The sequence below is a fragment of the uncultured Clostridium sp. genome (assembly GCF_934754915.1).
In the GTDB taxonomy this organism is placed as follows: domain Bacteria; phylum Bacillota; class Clostridia; order Clostridiales; family Clostridiaceae; genus Clostridium.
Genome location: NZ_CAKVKB010000009.1, coordinates 1 through 22438, shown reverse-complemented (window position 1 = coordinate 22438; position 22438 = coordinate 1). Strand labels below are relative to the sequence as shown.

Below are 22438 nucleotides of genomic sequence, written 5' to 3'. Positions count from 1 at the left end.
TCTATATTAATTTTAATTCAAAAAGACCCATTTATTTCTTTAATTTAATTTTGATTTTTTAAACCCATTAATAACAAAACTAATTATTATTAAAAATATCAATTCTCCAATAATACAATACGGAAAAATCTTTATTCCTCCAATAATTATTATTTTTTCTATCATTACTGTCATAATTGCAGTTATTATGAACCATATTCCTTTCTTATTAACATACTTTTTATCTAGCAAAAGGACATTAATTATAAGCATTATTCCAAGAAATATTAGTAAAAATAGTGATATTTGAATTTCATTATTTATGGACATAATAAATCCATAAGTATTACTCACCTTTATCATAACTTTAGACCTAAATATGATAAATGCATAAACTGCACTGACAATAGCAAGAATAAAATAACTTCCCGTAAATTTTAGCTTTGGTGAACGTGAGTATACATATGTTACTGCAATAACTATTAATGGAACTGCAATATTATCTAAATAAATGATAGATTTTAAATAGTACAAATATCTGCTGCTTTCAAATATGCATAGAAAGACCAGTGCTAAATTTCTAAATAATAATATGATAATAACTATTGTAAAATATATTTTTATTCTTTTAGGAGATAATTCAAAATTTATTTTTAATGTATAAAAACATAAAAAAATCATAAGTAACAAAAATATATAGTATGCAAAATTCAATTTCTTACACTCCCATCACTATTTCTGTTACTTATATTTATTATTGTATATTTTCTTTTATTCCTAAAACTTTTATTCCGCCTTTAATACATTGAACTCTTAATGGAAAATCCGGTCCTCTTTCTCCATCAATATCTGTAACTATATCTTCATCACATTCAATATATAAATCATCTGTCTTAAAATATATAACTTTATCTGAATCAAGATGCTCACCTTTAAGCACTTTTATAAATAATGGAAGCAATTCAATTATTGCAACAGCTTTAAATATTATCACATCAAGTTTTCCATCTGCCACATCAGCTTCAGTAGCAAGATTAAAATTGCCTGCAGTCTTTCCATTAAATGCCAATAAAAGATACATATCACCATTATAAGTGCATTCTTTGGAAGTAAGTTTTATTTTTAAATTTCTAAAATTAGGAAGTTCTTCAAGGCCTTTTAAATAATATGCTAGTTTTCCTATAGTGTTTTTTAAATTAACATCAGTTTTTTGTGATACATCTGTAAACAATCCTGTACTTGCAACATTTATAAAGTATTTATTATTTATTTTTCCAACATCTAATGGAACCGGCTTTGAATCAAGAATCTGTCTGCATGCTTCCTGTATATCTGAAGGCATATTTATAAATTTACCAAAATCATTAGCTGTTCCTACAGGAAGTATTCCTATAGGGAGGTCAATATTTCGCTCCTTCATTGCATTTACCACTGAATCTACTGTTCCATCACCGCCAGCTATCAATACATATTCATATGTATCATCAACGATATCTAATGCTTCACTTAATGCTCTGCCTCTCTGTATTCTATAAGGAACTATTGTTAGGTTAACTTCTTGATGCATCCTTATAACACTATCTAATTCATTTATTATCCCATTTTCACCCGAGTATGGATTATATATAAATCTAACTTTTTTCACAATAAAACCGTACCTCCTCTAAAGATAATCTTTGTTTATTATAACCTCTCACTATATTTTTTTCAAATATACTATTAACAAATTATATATTAACAACTAAATTATTCCTTAATAAATTCTTAAAGGTTAACTTATACCTTATATTATTTCAGTTAATGTGCTATAATAACTCTTTGTAAGTATTTTTTATAATTTCGGGAGTGATTTTATGAGGAAAAGCTGTATTCCTAATGTATTTACTTTTATTAATTTATCTTGTGGAATATTATCTATAATGTCAACAATGAATGAAAAATATATTTTAGCAAGTATGTTTATCTTATTAGCAGGATTAGTAGATAGATATGATGGACGAATAGCTCGTTTTTTAAATGTATCTAGTGATCTTGGAAAGGAACTTGATTCGTTAGCAGATCTTGTTTCTTTTGGAGTTGCTCCATCAATCCTTATTCATGTTTTATTTAACCTTAATGAATCTGGATTATTAGGTATTATTGGTTTTATAATATTGTTATTATTCCCAATATGTGGAGCGTTTAGACTTGCACGTTATAATACGGCTCAGTTTGACGGTGTGTTTACAGGTATTCCAATAACAATAGTTGGTTGTTTTATGGCATTATTTTCATTATTATTGTTATTATTCAAAGTAGAATTAAGCTCTGTTCTTACTTATATAACCATTGTTCTTATGATTGTTGGTTCTTATTTAATGGTAAGTACAATACGTTTAAAAAAAGTATAAAATCAAAAAGAGTTGTTGTATAAAGATAAAAAATTTACAATATTTGGATGATAATTCATTTTCAAATATTGCAACTATAATCTTTAATACAACAGCTCTCTTTTTTCTATATTTAAAACTAATCTTCCTCCTCATCATCCCTTCCATTATTCTGAAAATTCAGTTCATTATCTATTTCTGTATATATTTTATTTTTCTGTGTGCTTATAGATATATAATCATTTTTTATCTTACAATACTTTAAATATCCACTTTCACATCTATCTAATGCCTCAATTACATTATCAATAAGACTTCCTAAACCATCAACTCTTTCTAATGCTTTTTTTACATCACTCTTTTTAGCCAAATTTACATTATACAATTCTGCCGCTCCTGCTATAAGTAATCTATATGCATCTACATAATTTTTCATGAGTCTGCTTAAATTTTCTATATCATTATAATGATTTTGGGCTAATTCATCATATTTCATTACACATATTCCTCTTTTATTTCTATATACTATTAATATATTCGCCTTTTATCTTCATTATAATTAAATTCTTCCTGTTTCATCAGTTATATAGTCATCATCTCCATAATTTAGATATGATGCGCATTCTCTTTCATACTGGCAAGCAATAACAAGTTCTTTTTGTAATTCATCATAGTATTCATCATCATTATTCCGAAATATTTCACAATCTATATAAGTTGATTTTATATTATTTTTTTCTTTAATATTATTATAATCTTTTTGTTTATCCATAATTTCTTTAATATCAACAAATACTACTGGGACTATAAATTCATCTGGATATACATACAACATACTACAGCTTCCCCCTATTTGCATATCTTTGAACTTATATTTTTAAAATATCCAATTGAATATCCACATAATGGACACCTTTCTGGTGCCTCACAGCCTTCATGTATATAACCACAATTTAAGCACATCCACAATGTATCTTTATTGTTACTTTTATAAAGAATATTATCTTTCATCTTCTTTGCCAGTTCAAGGTACCTTTTTTTATGATGTTCCTCAACTTCCTGAAGTTCCTTATAAAAATGAGCTATTTCATGAAATCCTTCTTCTTCTGCAATTTTTTCAAATTCCTTATATATTACATTAGCTTCTTCAGATTCACCAACGGCAGCTTCTATAAGATTATTTTTTGTACAATTAATTCTACTTAAATATTTTTTATAAGCTTCCCTTGCATGAGCAAATTCATTTTTTGCAGTTTCTTCAAAAACCTCTGCAATCCACATATATCCATCACATTTAGCTTTTTCCGCATATAAATCATATTTGGTTCTAGCCCTGCATTCACCTGCAAATGTTTTATATAAATTTTTTTCTGTTCTGCTTCCTTTTAAGTTCATTCATAATCTCCTAAGTATTTTTCCATATTTTCATATTATTCTCACAGATTTTTTTGGTTACTAATGCTTTCATATAAAATCTTATGCTATTATGTTTTTATTCTTTACAAAAATTAGTTATCCAAATAAACTCTAAATCAAAAAACAAGACTGCTGCATTAAACATTTTTACTGCTAAATCTAAAATTGTTTATTAAGAATTTAAACATTAGATTCAGCCTAATTAATATTTACGCATCAGCCTTGCATTTTTATACTATTGTAATTTTCTTATCCTGATCACATTTAATTATTATTTCCTGTCTGTCTGACCCTTTAGTAATCAATTTAACATCATATCCCCAAAGTTCTTGTACATATTTTAATGTTTCTTTTGCATATGAAAGTTCTAATGCTCTTCCATCAAAAACATTTTCTAAAGTAAGAGTATTGTCTTTTTTATTAAAATCAATTACTCTTACATATGGAATGCCACCCATTCCACATGTATAGCTCATAGTATCACGAATTACCTTCCATCCATCTTCATCAGATATTTCTTCAATTATTGTATCAAATGTTCTATGATTATATTGGAATAGATTTAACTCTTCACATAATTCTTTTGTTAAATATCTTCTAATAAATGAAGCATCTCTATCAACTTCCCTTACTTCAAATATTTTTTCTTTTCCATATTTTTTATCAAGATCTTCAAATATTTTGAAACCAACATAATATGGGTTTAATCCTCCAATAGCTGGGGCAATTACATCATTATGCCTCTTTAGGAATTCAAAATGAAGTTCTTGTGGAAGATCAAGTTGTTTTAATATATTATAATGAGTATAGCTTGCCCATCCTTCATTCATTATTTTTGTTTCAACCTGAGGAATGAAATACTGAGCCTCTCTTTTTACTATCCTTAATATTGTCTTTTCCCATTCCTCAAGATTTCCATATTTAATAATGAATCCCATAACATCATCCACAGGTTCTAATGGCACTTTTTCTAAATCAGGAAGCTGTATCTCAATATGCGAATCTAAAATTCCCCGATTTTCTTTTTTACTTTCATATTCCTTAATAATAGTGTCCTTTATCTCATCATTAGATAATTCTTTAACACCTATACTTCTTCCTACTTGAAATCTCAAAGCATGTGCTGCATCTAAAATTCTCTCTACTTTTGCATATCCAATACTAGGATCATCAATATAATCACGTACTATCTTTGAATCAAGATTGAACATTTCAAGAGTATAATCTGCATTAGTTCCTTGTTTAAATAATCTGTTGTTTTTAAAAAAATCATTATGCCCATATACATGAGCCATAGTAAGAATCTGTAATAATAACGTATTGTCCTTCATTAAGTATGCAAGACACGGATTTGAATTTATAACCATTTCATAGGGAAGTCCTGTTAAATTCAAGGAGTAAAGAGTTTTAGTTTTTTCATAGGATTTACCAAAACTCCAGTGCGGATATCTTGAAGGCATTCCAACATAAGCTTCATATCCAATCATTTCATTAAACCCTATTATTTCAAATTCTTGAGGATAGTAATCAAGACCATATTCCTTAACTTTTTCTTCTATTTTTTCATTCCATTTTTCCAAGTCATAAATACTATACTTCATAATCTACTCCTCCTCCTTTAGTTCCTTTCTAAGCATGGTTCTAAGTGCATCCCATAAATCCTTTTTTTCTTTTATTACTACTGGTACAAAATTTTCATTAGTAATTTCCTTGTTAAATTTATGATACATTGTTGTTGTATATGTTGAAGGAAGAAGTTCTGCATAGCCAAACATATTGCTTACTCCACATATTTTTTTCACAGCTGAAATTGCCTTTTCATTATCCTCAGACCAATTGTCACCATCACTAGCATATATAGGATATATATTCCATGAAGCAACAGGATATTTTTCTTCTATAACACTTAATGCTTCATTAATACCACTTGAAATATATGTGCCTCCAGATTCTGATTTATGGAAGAATTCATATTCATCCACTCTTTTAGCGACAGTAGTGTGATATATAAACTCAAATGCAATGTTATTATATTTTCTCTTCAAAAATGTAGCTAATACAAAGAAAAATGAACGTGCAAGATATTTTTTTGTAACATCCATTGAACCTGATGCATCCATAATAAATATCATTACAGCATTGCTATCTCTTTTAGGTTTCATTTTTACTCTATAATATCTTAAATCTTCTTCTCTAAATGGAAATCTTTCTATTTCATTATTTTCTCCCAGTTCTTTAAGTGCCCTCTTTTTCCCCTGTTTTCTTGCTATCTTAGTCATTACAGTTTTTTTCTTAGCAAGACGTGGCCTTATTCCATGAGTTTGATATCCTCGTTTTTTTCCAGTACTTTCTGTAACTATTTCAGAGTATTTTTTCTGATCAAGATTTGGAAGATTTAAATCTTCTGAAATATAATCCATTAATTCTTCAAGAGTAATTTCAGTTTCATAAACATCATCGCCTTCTTGATTTCCAGCACCTTTATTTCCTTGTGCAGGCTGTTTTTTACTTCCTATTTTATCTCCTCTCTGTTCATCACCAACACCAGTTGCAACACCTTTAGAATTCCTTCCATATACAAATTGATATTCCTTGATCCCCTTAATAGGAATCTTAAATTTTTTATTCTTGCTTTCACCTACAATACTTTCTTCAGATAGTATATCTCCAAGATTTTCTTTAATTGACTTCTCAACAAGCTGTCTATGTCTTCTTCTATCTTCTATGGATCTATCATGATCAACTGGATTATTTGTATAATCCCTAAATACAGCCATAACTTTTTAATCTCTCCATAAATTATTCGCTGCATATTTCAATATTACATCACAGCAGTGTATACAATATCCATTTTTCTTCATTTCTTCAACCATAGAATTGTATTTTTCTGCCTGCTCTTTATCCCTTACTTTTGATTTTGTAATGATTCTAGATAAATCCTTAACTGATTCTGTCAATTTCTTTTCTATAGCTTCTTTTAATGGTTCATAAGAAGTATAATCTAATTTACCACCTTTTCTGATTATATAGAACATATATGAAGTAACATCAGATCTAAAGCCTTTTGCTGATGCTGCATAAACACCTATTTGTTCTTCAATGCTTCTCATAAAGTCTTCATCTGGATTAAGTTCTTCACCAGTAGAAGCATCCTTAATTTTTGTTTTGTTAACATAAGCTTCTGCATTGTCGATATAGTTATTAAATAAACTTTCAGCTTGTTCTCTGAATGAATGTATAAATGCTTTTGTAATTTCTCTTTCAAGAATTTTATTATATTCTTTTCGTATAGTATCCTGTATGAATCCTAAATATCTCTTTTTATCATCAGCTGCAATATCCATTTCTTTAACTGACTTAATTATATTTTCCATTACACTTAAAGGATTTATACAGTCATATTCAGATTCTGCAAGAGCATTATCTATTGCTTTTATAATAAATCTTGTACTTATTCCCTTCATACCTTCATACTGTCCTGCTTCTTCCCTAAGTTCAGTAATATCTATCTTTTTTGTAGTTCCTTTTTCAACTATCTCTTCACCATTATAAATTTTAAGTTTTGTCATACTATCAGCTTTTGCAGATGGTGTAAGTCTTGAAAGAATTGCAAACATTGCTGCAACTTCAATTGTATGAGGTGCAATATGAGCATTAAAATTACTCTTTCTCAAAATCTTTTGATATATCTTAACTTCCTCATCAAGCTCCAAGCAATAAGGCACTTCTATTTTTACTATTCTGTCTAATATCGCTTCATTGGTATGATCTGATTTAAACTTATTCCATTCTGCTTCATTAGAATGAGCTACAATAACACCATCAAAATAAATCATTGAACCTTTTCCTGGGGATGGGACTGATTTTTCCTGAGTTGCTGTAATTATTGTATGAAGATATTCAACATCATTTTTAAACACTTCTATGAATTCAACAAGCCCTCTGTTACCAACATTAAAAGCACCATTTAAAGAAAATATTCTAGGATCATCTTCAGAGTATAAATCCATTTTTGAAATATCAATTGATCCTGTAAGTATTGAAGTATCCTGATTATTAGGATCTACAGGAGGAACCACACCAACTCCTTTTCTCGACCTTATAGAAAATCCAACTCTTTCAACAGGGAATTCTTCATACATTCCATTAAGTTCATGCATTAATTTATACTTACATACAGGACACAAATCCCCTTCAATCTGAACTCCAAGAATTTCTTCAAATTTAGGTCTTAAATGTTTTGGAATAAGATGAAGCGGCTCTTCATGCATTGGGCATCCCTTCAATGCATATACTGGATCACAATCCTCTATTGCTGACTTTAAGCTTTCAACTATTGATGATTTACCAGCTCCTACAGGACCAACTAAATATAATACCTGTCTCGATTCCTCACCTTTCATTGCAGCAGATTTAAAATAATTAACAAGCTTCATGATAACCTTATCAATTCCATAAAAATCATCTTTAAAGAAACCATATCGCCTTATAATTTCATTTCCATAAATTTTTCTTACTTTTGGATTTTCTTCAGCTTTTAATTCTTCAACACCTTTATTCTTAATCATATCATAAAGTCTTTTGTGAGCTAGTTTAACAATTTCAGGATGTTCTTTTACAATATCAAGATATTCTAAAAAAGTTCCTTCAAATTTTTGTGTATTAGCCCTCTCTCTATCAGTTTCAATAAATTCCTTAAAGTTCATACTCATAAATATTCCCCCCTCCTAATTACAATATATTCATATAAAACATTACAGTATGACTAATTTTTAAAAGTTAATTACATATAAATGCAAAAATCCATTGGAAGTAAATTGCATCTATGCACTTATATTAATAATTATGTAAAACCACTTTTATATATAACAAAAAAATTGAGATATTTTTTATATCTCAATTTTTAAATATTAAAAAATGATTTTTCATAATCCAAAAATATATTCTAAATTAGTAATGGACAATTATAATTCATATATGTACTTTAATAACAGAACCATTCAATATAAAATAAAACTTACAAAGATTTCATTATTCATTATAAATTGTGCATTGTACATTTTTAATTACAATATATATCTTAATTTAACGAGATATTTTTGACAGTTACATAATCACAAAGATCTCTTCTTATTTTATTATTTTCACCATATTCTTTTACATAACCAGCTCTTAGTACCATTTGTACTGGCATATTAGTATTTAATTCATCACTTATCTCATCACAATATGGCTCTTCTTCTAAAGCTTGACTCATAGGATGTATCGAAATCCCCGCTTCAACAGCTTTAAGCCAAGTCCTTTCCAATAACATTCCTGTTTTAATCAGTTCATCATCGCTTGTCCCTCCAGTGATTATAAAAAATCCAGAACAACCATCAACTTGCTTTTTAGTTGTATCTACAGACTGTTTTGCATAAGAATCTTCTTTTGCACTTTCATGAGTAGTAATAAGATAATATATACTTTTTACAAAGCCAGTTAATCCAAGTTGTTCTGCCGAAAGACCATCTTTACTATCAATAGTTTCTTTATCAGACAAACGTAACCACTTTGAAAATTCCTCAGCTTTATTTTTATCATATGCCTGTTTTTCCATTGCAGAAACTGTTGATTTTTTTATATATTCAAATGATTCAGAACCACTTTTTAAGAAAAATACATTATTATCATCTATAACTTTTTCAATATCCTCATCATTAATATTTTTATTTAAAAAAGGTCTTTTATCAGTGTGACGTTTCATAATGGCATTAATTATTTCATCATTTACATTATCTTCTTCTAACTTTTTATATTTAATCAAGACCACATTGCCACCATCTATTTCAGAAATTGACAAATCAGTTTCATATCCATATGCTTCAAAAGCCATTAAAATATTTGTAGTAAATGCACCAATAGAAATATATGCTTCTCTGTTTTCACTATCTACTTTTTTTAAAGTACGTTCTTCATCTAAATATATTTTCATAATATTTTTTTCTGGATCAACAGACACCTTCCATAATTGAGTATTATGTGAATTAGGAGCCATCGATCCATAATAGATTATTTCTGAAATTTCTTCTGGAAGATTGTCTACATTTTTATCAGTTTCATTTAATATTTTATCTTTCACAAAAAACTCCCCCCAAAATAATATAGCGTTGTATAACAATCTTATGCAACGCTAATACTACCCTGCTAAAAATATTGTCAATTCTTTCTTTTATTTAATTTTTACAGGTTCAGGATAATCTACACCATTTGTATCAACATGTATTGATTTAATCACAACACCGTCCTTAGGTTTATCATTAGAATCTGTTTTTACATTTTCTATTTCATTGACAACATCCATTCCACTTATAACTTTACCAAATGCCGCATAATCTCCATCAAGATGGGAAGCTGCTTTAGTCATTATAAAGAACTGGCTTCCTGCACTATCAGGATCTTTAGCTCTAGCCATAGACAATACTCCTTCTGTATGTTTTAAACTATTTGCTATACCATTTGATGTGAATTCACCTTCAATAGTATATCCAGGTCCTCCTGTTCCATTTCCATCAGGATCTCCTCCCTGAATCATGAAATTTTTAATAACCCTATGAAAAGTTAGATTATCATAAAATCCACTATTAGCTAAGTAAATAAAATTATTTACTGTATTCGGTGCTACTTCAGGATATAATTCTGCTTTTATTGTTCCATATCCTTCTACTTCTATAGTTGCTACAGGTAAATTTTCTGATGACTCTGTTAAATCTTTATTTTTATCTGACATTTCTGTACTTTCTTTATTTTCTTGGCTTTTGTTTTGCTGATTTCCACACCCTATAAGTGTAATTGGAATTATGCATAGAATAACTGTAATAATTTTTATAAATTTCTTCATTCTCAAACCATCCTCTTCTCAATATCTATTTTTAACTAAATTGATTGTAAAATTTATTTATATTTTATCCTAATCCTCAAAAATAAGTCTTGTATAAAATATATATTTCAATTAACAATATACAATTTAATTGTGGATATTTCATAATTATAAATTTATATAATTTAAATCAATATATAGTGTATATATTTATATTCAGAATAATATATATTGTTTAATTCTTGATATTTATATTAATATGAAAAATTCTTAATTATGAAATCTCTGCAATATTTCTACGTTATTTTATTATTGTAACATAATATATTATATCAAAAAATCAAAACAACATTTTTTAAATATAATCCATGTTTAATAAATTTCTTTGAAACAAAAAATAAGATATATCAGTATTTTTACGATATATCTTATTTAAATAATACATTTATTTAAAATTTTTAAGCTCTGCTATATCCTGCTCAGGATCAATGCCATTTACAGTAATCATGTTTCCAGAAATTGCAGCATTTGCTCCACTTTCAAAGCATTTTCTTCCTCCTTGAGGCAAATCAAGTCTTCCAGCTGCAAGTCTTATCTGAGATTTAGGAAGTATAAACCTGAATATTGCAATTGTCCTTAAAATTTCTTCATAAGAAATGCTTTCAGCATTCTCAAAAGGAGTTCCTTTCTTTGGCTGTAATATATTTATTGGCACTGAATCAACTTGAAGTTTCTGAAGGTCAAAAGCCATATCAATTCTATCTTCCATATTTTCACCAATTCCCAAAAGTCCTCCTGAACAAATTTCAAGACCAGCTTTTTTTGCATATTCTAAAGTCTGATATTTATCATCATATGTATGTGTTGTGCATACATTTTTGAACACTCTTCTTGAAGTTTCAAGATTATTGTGATACCTTGTTACTCCTGCTTCTTTTAATTTAACAATTTGATCATATGGAAGTATCCCTCCATATCCACATATTGAAATATTACAATCTCTTTTCAATTTTCTATATGAATCACAGAGTATTTCTACTTCTTTATCAGTTATCCTTTTTCCTGCTGAAACTACTCCATACCTATTTATACCCTTATTGAAATTTGAAATTGCATCCTCTTTAAAGTCCTCATATGAAATCATATTCTGAACCTTACATTGACCGTTATAATGAGAAGATTGTGCACAAAATTTGCAGTCTTCAGAACACCTTCCTATTCTTCCACTTATGACTGAGCATAAATCAAAATTGTTACTACAATAATGCTTTCTTATCTCATTAGCTGCACTGCAAAGTTCATCACAGTCTTCATTAATCAAAGTCAGTGCTTCTTGTTTATTTATAAGTTTTCCATTTAAAATCTTATTTTTTAACTTATCAACCACTTTATTATTAAGCATGTACACTGCCTTCATTCACTTTAATATAATTCATCTTTCTAAGTATTGGAATCAATTTTACACCAGCAATTGATGTTATGATACACTTACATATGTCACCTGGTATGAATACTACAAAACATGTCATTATTGCACTCATAACACTTACCTGTTTTCCAAGATAAAAATTCATAATAAAATAAAAATATGCAACACCTATTAAGTAAATAATTGCAAGTCCAGCATAACATGCTCCAAATAATTTTATAACAGATACCTTTTTCATCTTTTCTGTTAAATATCCTGTCAAAGCTGCTCCTAAAATAAATGCTATAAGAAATCCAAATGTAGGATTTACAACATAGCTTATTCCACCACCTCCGGTGAATATTGGAAATCCTATAAGTCCTAAAACTACATAAACCAATACAGACATAGCCCCAAGCTTCCATCCTAAAAGAACAGCTGCTAAACTTATAAATAATAATTGTAAGGTTATTGGAACTGGTCCAATTGGTATTTTAATAAAAGCCCCTACTGCTATTAAAGCAGTAAACATTGAAACAAGAATCATATCTCTTGTTGTAATTTTAAAATCTGTCATATATTGCACCCCAAATCGTAAATATAATTTATTTTTACAATATAACTATATATTGTTTAATTATTATTGTCAACTTATTTTTTTTATAAGTTAACAATCAAGTTTACAATTAATATAAAAAAATAAAAAATGCCATGTATCAAATTAATACACAGCATTTATATATTTAAATATGGTTTAATATAATAGCTATTATGATAAATTAATATTTAAAGATCCATTTCTCATTAACTATTATAAATTAATTTATTGAACTTTTTATATAATTTACAATATTATCTACAGATATACCATTTTCGTTAAGAATTTCTTGTACATCATATCTGTCTGGGAATGATTTTTCTATTCCAAAGTTTTTAACTTTAATATCTGAATCACCATAATATGAAGCTATTTTCTGTCCAAAACCACCATCTAAAATTCCATCTTCTAATGTAATAACAAGTTTATGGTCTTTCTTTAAATCTTCCAATAACTTTTCATCAAGTCCTGTAATAAATTTAGGATTAATTAAAGTCGCTTCAATATTGCTATCTGAAAGTTTTTCAACTACACTTTCTCCTATAGAATAAAAATCACCTAACGCTATAACCGCAACATCTTTTCCTTTTTTATTTACCTGGAATTTATTTAGTTCATTATAATCTGTAACATCTTCAATTCCACTCTCTATAACTCCATTTGCAGGTACACGAATAGATACTGGGTGCTTATCTTGATTTACTGCCCATTTAAGCATTGCCAAATATTCTTCTTTGCATGTTGGAGCTAAATATACCATATTAGGAATATTTCCAATCATAGATATATCATATAATCCAAGATGTGTAACATCATTCATTCCATACACTGATCCGGCAAATACTAATATAGTTGCTGAATTATTGTTAATACATAAATCTTGAGAAATTTGATCGTATGTACGTTGAACAAAAGTGCTATATACTCCATAAACTGGTTTTCCACCATTCTTTGCAACACCTGATGCTAAAGCTACTGCATGTTCCTCTGCAATACCAACATCAACAAATTGTTTTCCAGCCTCTTCTCTTCTATCTTTACTAAATCCAAATACTCCTGGTGTTCCAGATGTTATAGCCATTACAGTTGGATCTTTTTTCATTGCATCTAACAAATATTCTGCTGTAATGTTTTCATACGATTCTGCATTTCCCATTGAAAACTTTGATTTTCCACTTTCAATTTCAAAAGGCATTCCCCAGTGCCATAATTCTTTATTGTTTTCTGCTGGAGCATATCCTTTTCCCTTAATTGTATGAATATGTATTACTACAGGATGATCTATATCTTTAACTTGCTTAAATGCGCTTATTAATTGTTCAAAATCATGGCCATCTTTTACATAAAGATAATCAAATCCCATTGCTTTAAAGAAATTACATTCACACTTTCCTTCAGTTTTTCTTAATTCACATAAATTTTTATATAATCCCCCATGATTTTCTGCTATTGACATATCATTGTCATTTACAATCACAATCATGTTAGTTCCAGCTTCTGCTACATTATTTAAACCTTCATAGGCTTCTCCTCCACTAAGAGATCCATCTCCTATGAGTGCAATTATATTATCCTTTTCATTTTTTAAATCTCTTCCTTTTGCAAGACCACATGCAAGACTTATTGATGTTGAAGTATGACCAATTGTAAAAAAGTCATGTTTGCTTTCTTCTGGATTAGAATAACCAGAAACATCATCATATTTCTTTTCGTCAATAAATGCATCTTTTCTTCCTGTAAGCATTTTATGAACATAGCTTTGATGTGATACATCATAAACAATCTTATCTTTTGGTGAATCAAAAACATAATGTAATGCTACTGTTAATTCAACAATTCCTAGATTTGGACCAATATGACCACCATGTTCACTTAACTTTTTTAGAAGTTTTTCTCTAATCTCACTGCTTAAACTTTTTAATTCATCTAAAGATAATTTTTTTACATCTTGTGGTGAATTTATTTTTTCTAAATACATACATTTCCCTCCATACTCATACTTTCAATATTACTGTAGCACTTAGAGTTAACTCTAAGTCAATACTTTTTAATAAAAAAATAAATTTTATATAATAATGACAGCATTTATATGATCATCCATATATAATCAGTATGCATTCTTTTCTTCTTTATTATTCAATTTAGATATCCTATAAATATAAGTAATTACAAGGAGAATTGACGCTGTTGTCCATGCAGCCACCTCACTAAGTGGTATTCCTTTAAATCCTATAAGTTTAGGAATTATCATTACAATTATAATTCTTGATGCAAATTCCAAAATTCCTGACAGCATAGGCACAAAAGTATCACCTATTGCTTGAAGTGTAGACCTGTAAATCCACAATACACCAAGTATACATAAAAATATGGATGTTATAACTAAGAATTCATATCCTATATCGATTACTTGAATTTCTGTCTCTGATACAAATAATGCAAGTAATTCTTTTCCAAAAATAATTGTACCCAATCCTATAATCACATTAATTGTAAACAATACAATATTTGTTTTTCGCACTCCTTCTTTTATTCTTGCAATTTTACCTGCTCCAAGATTCTGCCCTGCATAAGTAGCAATTGCACTTCCAAAAGTAACACTTATTTGCTCTAATATCATTATTATTTTAGATCCTGCTGAATATGCTGCAACTGAAATTGCACCATACCCATTTACTGCAAACTGAAGAACCATAACCCCAACTGCTGTTACTGAATTCATCAATGCAACGGGTAATCCTAATTTAAATGATTTAGTAAAGAAATTTTTATCAAAACTCCAATCTTCTCTGTATATTTTTATTACATCTATTTTAAGAATTTTATAAAAGCAAAATGCAGATGATACTAATTGTGCTATTACTGTAGCATAAGCAGCACCTGCTACTCCACTTTTAAATAGAACAATAAATAAAACATCAAGAATAATATTTATAACAGATGATATCAATAATGAATATAGTGGTGTCTTGCTATCTCCAAGGGCACGTAAAATTCCTGAAAGAAGATTAAATAATATTATTACAAAAATCCCCCAGAAAATCACTCTTATGTATGCATCAGCCTGAATTATTATATCTTCAGGAGTATTAAGAAGCATTAATAATTCTTTTGAAAATACAACACTGACAATTGTAATCACTGCCCCTACTATTCCATAAAGATAAATTGACATAGTTATAGATTTTCTTATGCTCTTATAATCCTGTGCTCCATAATATTGAGCTATAAGTATTGATAAACCTTGTGTAAGCCCAATAATAAAACCAAGCACAAGAAAATTTATTGAACCAGTAGCTCCAACTGCTGCTAATGCATTTACTCCTAAATATCTTCCTACAATTATAGTATCCACCATATTATATAACTGTTGAAATATATTTCCTATAAGTAAAGGCATAGCAAATGCCAATATTAATTTTATCGGATTTCCAGTCGTCATATTCATAATCTTTTCTTTATCCATTCAGTTACCCCACATATAATCTTTAAAATACTTTATTTTTTTAATATTTAAACTCAAATATTAATAAATAAATTTCAAAAAATTTTTTTCAATACACTTTTCAACTCTTTTATCTACAATATTTTCTGAATTCATATCAATTATATTTACATATTCTATACAATTCAATAAGAGAATTTCACAAAAACAATGCTGCATATTTTCTATTTTTCCCATAAAAATTATGCAGCACAAATTATTATAACTTAATTTATTATTAAAATTTAGAACCTATATTGCCATTGAGGATTGAATCTATAGTATTTTGAAGGCCTATGAGCCTTTTCTTTTGTAACTAAATCTGTTTCTATAACTTTATCTTTTATCATTCTCCACAATTCAGTGTGATCAAATTTTCTATTTAATATAACTTCATATATTGATTTTATTTCTGATCTTGTAAAGAATTCATCTACAAGATTAAATGCTATAGCTGTATATTGAATTTTATTTTTCAATCTCTGAAGCGCATCTACTATTATCCTGTAATGGTCAAAAGCAAGCGAATCTTCAGTTAAAGATTGCTGCATCACAACAGTTTCAACCTCAAGTGATTTTCCACGTCTTATATGTTTTTCTATAACTTTATAAGTTATTCTTATATCATTATTATCATTAATTAAATTTAAAAGCCATATATCTTCACTTTCACTAGATTTAATCTGTTCTCTAGAAATGTTAAACCATTCCACATCATCAGCATCATCACCAGCCCTTGGTTTTAAATGTTTATCTGGAATTAATGCCATATACGCTACTGAGATAACCCTCATTCTTGGATCTCTATTAACATTTCCATAAGTAGCAAGCTGTTCAAAATAAATATTTTCTAAATCTGTTTCTTCCTTTAATTCCCTTTCTGCTGCTTCTTCTAAGGATTCATGTATATCTACAAATCCTCCTGGAATAGCCCATTGTCCTATATATGGATGATCCTTTCTCTTGATAAGAAGAATTCTTAAATTTTTCTTATCAGCTTTTCTTATATCAGGATTTTCCTTATTTTTTACTGTAAATACTAATATGTCAGTTGTTACTGATGGTCTTTCATAATTGCCAGGTGAATATTCTTTTAAAAATTCTTCTTCTGTTAACCCTCTGCTATTAACCTTAGTTACAGACATACTATTCCCTCTCTTTCTTGAATATCTATACGTTTTTATCTTAAAGACAATTTGTCATTAACTTTCTATATTTATATTATTCTCATTTTATTACTTTGTCAATGATAAGATTTTATTAAGATGAAAATTAAGGAGCTGTTGCATTAAAAAATCCAATCACCATATATAGCATATTAATTAAGTTATTTGATGCCATATATAATATGATTTAATCTTTGTGCAACAGCCCCTTAATAATCCAAATAATATATATTATTTAAAATAATTTACTATTTTCTTGAAGATATTTATAATTCTTGTTAATATTCCTTCATCATCAGCACTTTTTTCTAAATCATTAGAACCATCATCATCATCATCTATCTTAATTTCTTCAGTTCTAACTATAATTTGTATACTTTCTGGTGACGGATTCTTGTCTGAAGTAAATGAAACAAAATTTTCACTATTATCCATGTTAAGTACATTACTATCAGATTCCGTATCATCCAATTCGTTATTTACTGCATCATGGATTGTATTATTAGAATTATTTATGTCATCTGAACTTTTTGTTAAATCTATACTTTTTTCAATTAAAGTCAAAGCAGCTTGAATTGAGTCATTTCTGGAATTTTTAAGTTCGCCTTCATTATTTACCAAGATATCCTGAATTGAGTTTATTAAACCTGTAATACTATCAACAACCCCATTCATCCCTTCACTTAACTCTTTCATATCATCTACCATGTCTAATGAATCAGTATAATAATTGTTTGCAGTCTCATTTAATGTTTCAACATTTTCCATTAATCTGTCTGCTATATCTGCTGATTTTTTTAAGTTATCAGTAATTTTTTTAGTTGCCTCTACAATATTTTCTGCATTATCAGCAGCGTTATTTGCCAATTTCAAATAATCTGTTCCTATGTCTAATATATCCTGTAAATCCTTATTTAAATCATCAGCATAATCTAGAAAATCCTTTAAACCATCGTTCATATCATCAAATCCGCTTATTGCTTTTTTTAGTTTTTTAATTATGCTGAGTGACTGATTACCGACATTATTAATATTTGAATCGCTTGATATACCTAGAGCTTTTTCAATTGCACTCTCAATATCACTTAAATTGTCAGAAGAATCTTGTCCCAAATCACTTAATTTGTCTAAACTATTTTTAAAATCTCTCTTTGTTTTTCTCAACCTATTTAAATCATCTGATAAATCATCTATTGCATCTGATGCATCATCATTTAAATCTTGTGACTTATCAAGAATTTTCTGTAATCTTGCTAAATCTCTTTTTAATTTATTTAAACAATCTCGATAATCCTGAGCTTGGTTCTTCAATTCTGACATAGTATCTACAATATTATTAACATCATTATTAGTATCATTTATACATTGAGAAGCCTTAGAAAAGTATGGTATAGTATTTGAAATCTCACTGCTCAAAATGCTCATTTTTTCAATAAGTTCATCAGTATTTCCATTTATCTCATCTTCAGAATTAGTCATATTATTTATTATATTATTTAAAGAATTTATACCATTCTTTAAATTACTTAAACTTGATCCCATATTTTTAAATGTAGTCAATACACTATTTAAACTATCATTTATTGAATCAAATGAATCCTGCACTTTGTCTTTTACTTCTTTAATCTGCTTAATTTTATCTAGTGTATCTAATGTACCTGGAATCATTGCCATTTCTACTCCATCAGTTTCAAAAGAATCTGTTCCAATTCTAATATTTACAGTTTTTTCTTCACCTGGCAATACAAAAAATACAACAGCTTTATATGTTCCCATGGATTGAATCTGAGCTCCTGGTGCTTCCACACTAAGTGTTTTCTCCATATCTGATAAAGACATTATTTGTAATACTATATTATTTTTATAATAATCTGGTATATTTTCATTAGGAGTTGCCTTTATTTCTATATCAACAAGTCCTGATGCTCCTTTTAATTTATCTGCATCTGTAGGAACTCCATTCAATTTATAACTTATATCAAATGTCCAAGGCATGTTCACACTTGATAAATCTTTAGGTACACATTCATAATAAAATCTTTTTTTGTCATTTTCCCCTGGTATATTCCATGTAACAGAATCATCATTTATTTCTGGCTGCAAATCACTGCTCATATTAGTTACTTTACTATATTCACCATAATCAGTAAAATTATTAATTCCATTTAAGCTAACACCTTTTACTACACTTAAATCAGCTATTTTTCCATAATAATCAAGCTTTGCATATGCAGCTTCATCAGTTGAAACCTGTGCTTTGTCAGCATATGCATTTAATGAAAAAGTAGATCCTATTATAGACACACATAATGCATACGATATTAACCTATTCAATTTCATTTTTCTCACGTCCTTTTAATTATTTGTTCTTATTCAAATTTAAACTTTTCTTGATGTTTTTAATATTTATCTTATTTAATTTAATATTGGATTTATGAAAAATAATTTTATCAGTCAATACTAATAAAGCAGGAAGCAATCCAAGTACAAATATTACACTAAAAAGTGCACCTCTTCCAATAAGCCTTCCAATATCCGCTATAGCTTGAACCGAAGATACAAAATATAGTGCATATCCTACACATGTAAGTATTGTTCCTGATGAAAATACAGATAATGCACTTCTTTCAATTGCTTTTATTGCAGCTTCACCTTTGTTACTTTCTTTTCTAAAATCAAGATAATTTCCTGTAAGCAATATCGAATAGTCGATTGTAGCTCCAAGTTGAAGAGAACTTACAATTATATATCCCATATAAATCAATTCTTGTCCATATACATATGGAAGCCCCATATTAACAAAAGTAGCAGCTTCTATTGGTATCAACACTACAAATGGAATTACCAGTGATTTAAAAGTAATAACCATTATTATAAATACTCCCACCATTGAAAGAATATTTACTTTACTATAATCATCTGTAATTATTTCTTTTATGTCCTGAGTTGATGGTGTTACACCTGTAACATAATTTTCATCGCTATAATATTTATTTACAATATTTTTTATTTGATCGCTAGCTTCAAATGCAGCCTTACTTTCACCTTTAGTTTTTGTATAAATAAGCATACGTGCATAATCATCTGTATGAAGAAGCTTTCTTGTATTTTCAGGAATAATCATCTCAGGAACCCCTTCTGGAAGTGTATCTGCCAAAGATGTTACTTTCCTTACATAATCTAAATCCTTAAGTTCATTTACCATATTTTTTTCAGTAACATTTGAAGTATTAGGAACAATAGCAAGTATTAAATTACTTCTTCCAAAATGTTTGTTTATTTCTTGAGTGTCTGAATATACAACAGTTCCTGGGCTAGCACCTAGTGATTCATTTCCATAAAGAAAATTGTTCATATTCTGTGCTACAAATGAAGGAACAGAAACGATAACTGCTACTACAATAATTGTATATCTCAACTTATATAATACTTGTCCAAGTTTTTCAAATGATGGTGTGAAAGGCTTATGTGCTGTTTTTTCTATTTTATCTGCAAATCTCAAAATTAAAGACGGCATCAAAAATAAAACTGACACTATACTTATTACTATTCCTTTTGCAAGAACTAATCCCATATCATACCCGATGGAGAAGTTCATTATTGTAAGAGCCAGAAAACCTACTATAGTTGTTGCTCCACTGGACAATATAGATATTACTGAAAGTTTTATTGCACTAGCTATTGCCTCTTCATTACTTAATCCTTTAGCTTTTTCTCTAGTAAATGAATGCAACAAGAAAATAGAATAATCCATTGCAACTGCAAGTTGCAATACTGCTGCAATACTATATGTTAGAAATGAAACTGTTCCTAAAAATATATTTGATCCCATGTTTATTATTACTGCAATTCCCATTACAGTTAAAAATAAAACTGGTTCAAACCAAGATGTTGTTGTTAATATTAATATTAATGCAATTATAGATACTCCAAGTATTACTGCAATAGTCATTTCTCTTTTTAAAGTTTCATCAAGAGATTTATTTTCAACTGCTGGTCCAGAAAAATATCCCTTATCTCCGGTTATTTCTTTTATATCATCTATAGCTTTAGAAGTTTTTGAACTTGTGTCCCCTTCCTTAAATACAATATCCATTACTGAATAATTATCTTTATAATAATCATCAATTTTTGAATAATCAATAAAATTGTTACTCTGATATATATCTGTAGTATCATCAGCCCAAGTAACCATATCGACTCCATCAACAGCTGCAATTTTATCTTTGACTATTTTAGCTTCATATATAGACACATCTTTAACCATTATTCTAGCTGTACCAGGATAACTGAACTGATCTTCTAAAACATTAATACCAATTTTAGAAGGTGCTGTTTCAGGAAGATACTTAGTTAAATCGTAATTTACTTTTACAAATGGAAATTCTATTACACTTAATATAACCAGTACTATAAAAATTTTTTCAATTATATTTCTTTTGTAAATTATCATATCTATAATAAAGTTATTTTTTTTACTCATGTATTTATCTCCTCCTGACTAACTTTAATATGATAAAATTAACTCTGATGATTTTTTATTTATATACTATTTATATTTGCATTTATATTAAAATAATTATCATTTCAACCATCTCCATATTACCACAAAATAATATATTTTTTCCACATTGCAAATACATTTTTACTATAGTTTTAAAAAAATTTGTCAAAAGAAATTTTCAATATTTATCTATAATTTCAAGAAGACTTAAATATTATACTGTTAATTTATTTTTACTCTTTATTGAGATAAAAATTGACAGACAAAATCCAACAAACACAAATATATCTAAAGATAAAACTGCATATTTAAATCCAACAGCTACTGAATTTTCTATGCTTTCCACAGCTGTGATTGATTTTTCCTGTACTGCTGACATTATTCCTATAAATACTGCTGAACCTATTGCCGCTGCAACCTGCTGAAGCGTATTTAAAATTGCCACACCATGCGGATAATATTCCATTGGCAATTTGTTCAAAGCAGTGGTCTGAGATATTGATAATGAACAACCTATTCCAACGGTAGTTGTCAAGAAGTTTGTCGCAAAAACTTCTCAGCATTACATCGTATATTTAAAAATATTTCTATATTTACAATTATTTAACTACTAGGTTTATATTAATCCTGAGTTATAATATAGCTTCATTTTTAA

The 22438-nt window shown here is 28.2% G+C and carries 19 protein-coding genes; 1 reads left to right on the top strand and 18 read right to left on the bottom strand.

All coding sequences use genetic code 11. The features are described 5' to 3' along the window. Positions 1 to 39: 39 nt before the first annotated feature. Both Q0F58_RS03075 and Q0F58_RS03070 read right to left on the bottom strand, forming a co-directional pair. Positions 40 to 693, bottom strand: a complete 654-nt coding sequence (locus Q0F58_RS03075) for a hypothetical protein (RefSeq protein ID WP_294372433.1) — start codon at positions 691 to 693, stop codon at positions 40 to 42. 40 nt (positions 694 to 733) lie between these two features. Further along, the gene (locus tag Q0F58_RS03070) at positions 734 to 1624 is read right to left on the bottom strand and encodes a YegS/Rv2252/BmrU family lipid kinase (RefSeq protein ID WP_294372431.1); all 891 of its coding nucleotides are present in this window, start codon (positions 1622 to 1624) and stop codon (positions 734 to 736) included. A gap of 208 nt (positions 1625 to 1832) precedes the next feature. Between Q0F58_RS03070 and pssA the strand changes: the two genes are divergently transcribed. Next, entirely contained in the window at positions 1833 to 2369 is a 537-nt protein-coding gene (gene pssA / locus Q0F58_RS03065; protein WP_294372428.1) for a CDP-diacylglycerol--serine O-phosphatidyltransferase, read from the top strand. A gap of 118 nt (positions 2370 to 2487) precedes the next feature. On the opposite strand, the gene Q0F58_RS03060 is transcribed toward pssA, so the two are convergent. From Q0F58_RS03060 to Q0F58_RS02985, 16 genes are all read right to left on the bottom strand, one after another. After that, positions 2488 to 2844 carry a hypothetical protein gene (locus Q0F58_RS03060; RefSeq protein WP_294372425.1) on the bottom strand — a complete coding sequence of 119 codons (357 nt, stop codon included), beginning with the start codon at positions 2842 to 2844 and terminating at the stop codon, positions 2488 to 2490. Between the two features lie 63 nt (positions 2845 to 2907). After that, complete coding sequence (locus Q0F58_RS03055) at positions 2908 to 3183, bottom strand: hypothetical protein (RefSeq protein WP_294372422.1); 276 nt, start codon at positions 3181 to 3183, stop codon at positions 2908 to 2910. 14 nt (positions 3184 to 3197) lie between these two features. Further along, the gene (locus Q0F58_RS03050; RefSeq protein ID WP_294372420.1) at positions 3198 to 3743 is read right to left on the bottom strand and encodes a rubrerythrin family protein; all 546 of its coding nucleotides are present in this window, start codon (positions 3741 to 3743) and stop codon (positions 3198 to 3200) included. A 251-nt stretch (positions 3744 to 3994) separates the two neighbouring features. Next, a complete protein-coding gene (locus Q0F58_RS03045; RefSeq protein ID WP_294372417.1) occupies positions 3995 to 5365 on the bottom strand; it encodes a SpoVR family protein in 1371 nt (456 codons plus the stop codon). Positions 5366 to 5368: 3 nt separating this feature from the next. Then, on the bottom strand, positions 5369 to 6541 hold the full coding sequence (gene yhbH / locus Q0F58_RS03040) for a sporulation protein YhbH (RefSeq protein WP_294372415.1): 1173 nt from the start codon (positions 6539 to 6541) through the stop codon (positions 5369 to 5371). A gap of 6 nt (positions 6542 to 6547) precedes the next feature. Beyond that, complete coding sequence (locus Q0F58_RS03035) at positions 6548 to 8470, bottom strand: PrkA family serine protein kinase (protein WP_294372497.1); 1923 nt, start codon at positions 8468 to 8470, stop codon at positions 6548 to 6550. A gap of 374 nt (positions 8471 to 8844) precedes the next feature. Then, positions 8845 to 9885, bottom strand: coding sequence for an Acg family FMN-binding oxidoreductase (locus Q0F58_RS03030; RefSeq protein WP_294372412.1), 1041 nt, complete (start codon positions 9883 to 9885; stop codon positions 8845 to 8847). Positions 9886 to 9975: 90 nt separating this feature from the next. Next, positions 9976 to 10644 (bottom strand): peptidylprolyl isomerase, encoded by a 669-nt coding sequence (locus tag Q0F58_RS03025; protein WP_294372410.1) that lies wholly within the window; start codon positions 10642 to 10644, stop codon positions 9976 to 9978. Between the two features lie 424 nt (positions 10645 to 11068). Next, positions 11069 to 12025: a biotin synthase BioB gene (gene bioB / locus Q0F58_RS03020; RefSeq protein ID WP_294372407.1), complete on the bottom strand. Its 957-nt coding sequence runs from the start codon at positions 12023 to 12025 to the stop codon at positions 11069 to 11071. Then, a complete protein-coding gene (locus tag Q0F58_RS03015) occupies positions 12018 to 12608 on the bottom strand; it encodes a biotin transporter BioY (protein ID WP_294372405.1) in 591 nt (196 codons plus the stop codon). The genes bioB and Q0F58_RS03015 overlap by 8 nt, the downstream gene beginning before the upstream one ends. Positions 12609 to 12849: 241 nt before the next feature. After that, positions 12850 to 14607, bottom strand: a complete 1758-nt coding sequence (locus Q0F58_RS03010) for a 1-deoxy-D-xylulose-5-phosphate synthase (RefSeq protein WP_294372402.1) — start codon at positions 14605 to 14607, stop codon at positions 12850 to 12852. A gap of 129 nt (positions 14608 to 14736) precedes the next feature. Continuing rightward, positions 14737 to 16095 carry an MATE family efflux transporter gene (locus Q0F58_RS03005; protein WP_294372398.1) on the bottom strand — a complete coding sequence of 453 codons (1359 nt, stop codon included), beginning with the start codon at positions 16093 to 16095 and terminating at the stop codon, positions 14737 to 14739. Positions 16096 to 16358: 263 nt separating this feature from the next. Next, the gene (locus Q0F58_RS03000) at positions 16359 to 17258 is read right to left on the bottom strand and encodes an NUDIX domain-containing protein (protein ID WP_294372395.1); all 900 of its coding nucleotides are present in this window, start codon (positions 17256 to 17258) and stop codon (positions 16359 to 16361) included. Positions 17259 to 17510: 252 nt separating this feature from the next. Then, positions 17511 to 19619, bottom strand: a complete 2109-nt coding sequence (locus Q0F58_RS02995) for a hypothetical protein (RefSeq protein WP_294372393.1) — start codon at positions 19617 to 19619, stop codon at positions 17511 to 17513. Positions 19620 to 19638: 19 nt separating this feature from the next. Beyond that, positions 19639 to 21762, bottom strand: coding sequence for an RND family transporter (locus Q0F58_RS02990; RefSeq protein WP_294372388.1), 2124 nt, complete (start codon positions 21760 to 21762; stop codon positions 19639 to 19641). Between the two features lie 235 nt (positions 21763 to 21997). Beyond that, complete coding sequence (locus Q0F58_RS02985; RefSeq protein WP_294372385.1) at positions 21998 to 22318, bottom strand: hypothetical protein; 321 nt, start codon at positions 22316 to 22318, stop codon at positions 21998 to 22000. Positions 22319 to 22438: the final 120 nt, after the last annotated feature.

Bases quoted from the DNA above. Each gene is read 5' to 3' on its own strand.
- pssA (WP_294372428.1), top strand. From the start codon at position 1,833: ATGAGGAAAAGCTGTATTCCTAATGTATTTACTTTTATTAATTTATCT.
- Q0F58_RS03060 (WP_294372425.1), bottom strand. From the start codon at position 2,844: ATGAAATATGATGAATTAGCCCAAAATCATTATAATGATATAGAAAAT.
- Q0F58_RS03055 (WP_294372422.1), bottom strand. From the start codon at position 3,183: ATGTTGTATGTATATCCAGATGAATTTATAGTCCCAGTAGTATTTGTT.
- Q0F58_RS03050 (WP_294372420.1), bottom strand. From the start codon at position 3,743: ATGAACTTAAAAGGAAGCAGAACAGAAAAAAATTTATATAAAACATTT.
- Q0F58_RS03045 (WP_294372417.1), bottom strand. From the start codon at position 5,365: ATGAAGTATAGTATTTATGACTTGGAAAAATGGAATGAAAAAATAGAA.
- yhbH (WP_294372415.1), bottom strand. From the start codon at position 6,541: ATGGCTGTATTTAGGGATTATACAAATAATCCAGTTGATCATGATAGA.
- Q0F58_RS03035 (WP_294372497.1), bottom strand. From the start codon at position 8,470: ATGAACTTTAAGGAATTTATTGAAACTGATAGAGAGAGGGCTAATACA.
- Q0F58_RS03025 (WP_294372410.1), bottom strand. From the start codon at position 10,644: ATGAAGAAATTTATAAAAATTATTACAGTTATTCTATGCATAATTCCA.
- bioB (WP_294372407.1), bottom strand. From the start codon at position 12,025: ATGCTTAATAATAAAGTGGTTGATAAGTTAAAAAATAAGATTTTAAAT.
- Q0F58_RS03015 (WP_294372405.1), bottom strand. From the start codon at position 12,608: ATGACAGATTTTAAAATTACAACAAGAGATATGATTCTTGTTTCAATG.
- Q0F58_RS03010 (WP_294372402.1), bottom strand. From the start codon at position 14,607: ATGTATTTAGAAAAAATAAATTCACCACAAGATGTAAAAAAATTATCT.
- Q0F58_RS03005 (WP_294372398.1), bottom strand. From the start codon at position 16,095: ATGGATAAAGAAAAGATTATGAATATGACGACTGGAAATCCGATAAAA.
- Q0F58_RS03000 (WP_294372395.1), bottom strand. From the start codon at position 17,258: ATGTCTGTAACTAAGGTTAATAGCAGAGGGTTAACAGAAGAAGAATTT.
- Q0F58_RS02995 (WP_294372393.1), bottom strand. From the start codon at position 19,619: ATGAAATTGAATAGGTTAATATCGTATGCATTATGTGTGTCTATAATA.
- Q0F58_RS02990 (WP_294372388.1), bottom strand. From the start codon at position 21,762: ATGAGTAAAAAAAATAACTTTATTATAGATATGATAATTTACAAAAGA.